Origin of the sequence: Bartonella sp. AC329YNZD, from assembly GCF_042196685.1 — a bacterium.
Lineage (GTDB): Bacteria > Pseudomonadota > Alphaproteobacteria > Rhizobiales > Rhizobiaceae > Bartonella.
The window spans coordinates 1-557 of sequence record NZ_JBHIQS010000126.1 but is presented as its reverse complement, the minus strand read 5'-3'; the positions used below and the strand labels follow the sequence as shown (position 1 = coordinate 557).

At 48.7% G+C, this 557-nt stretch carries 1 pseudogene; it reads left to right on the top strand.

Going from position 1 to position 557, the window contains the following annotated elements:
- Positions 1 to 161 precede the first annotated feature (161 nt).
- Positions 162 to 557, top strand: a pseudogene (locus ACFIMW_RS09530) (retroviral-like aspartic protease family protein); the annotation flags it as partial.

Here is a 557-nt window from a genome sequence, read left to right as displayed (position 1 = left end):
CGAGGTGACCGTCGAGGCAGATTACACCCGCAGCACTGTCGGGGGTGGGTAGGGGAGGGACACCTGGTACCAGTCAGGGCAGAGGGCAGACAGACAGATCTGCACAGGGCCGTGGGTTTATGGTTGATGCACCTAATTAGCAGCCGGACACTTCTGTTGTCCAAGGTACTATTCTTGTTTATAATACCTGGGCTAGGATTTTATTTGACACTGGTGCATCACGCTTATTCATTGCATCATCATTTGCGCGTGCATTGGGTTTACCAGTTGACTAACTGGAACAACCCTTATGTGTTGAGACACCCATAGGTGGTGTCGTAACGTTGGGTAACGTTTGTCGTGCTTGCGACCTTATGGTTGCCGGCAATTACCTGACATTTTATTTGATTCTTTTGGATATGCACACTTTTGACATTATCCTGGGTATGGATTGGCTTGGTACTTTCTGGGTCAGTATTGACTGTTATGCCCGTAGGGTTACATTGCACGTACCCTCGGGGACTTTGTGTACTTTTGTGGGTGAGCGAGAGGATCCCAGTATACCTCTCAGGTTATTG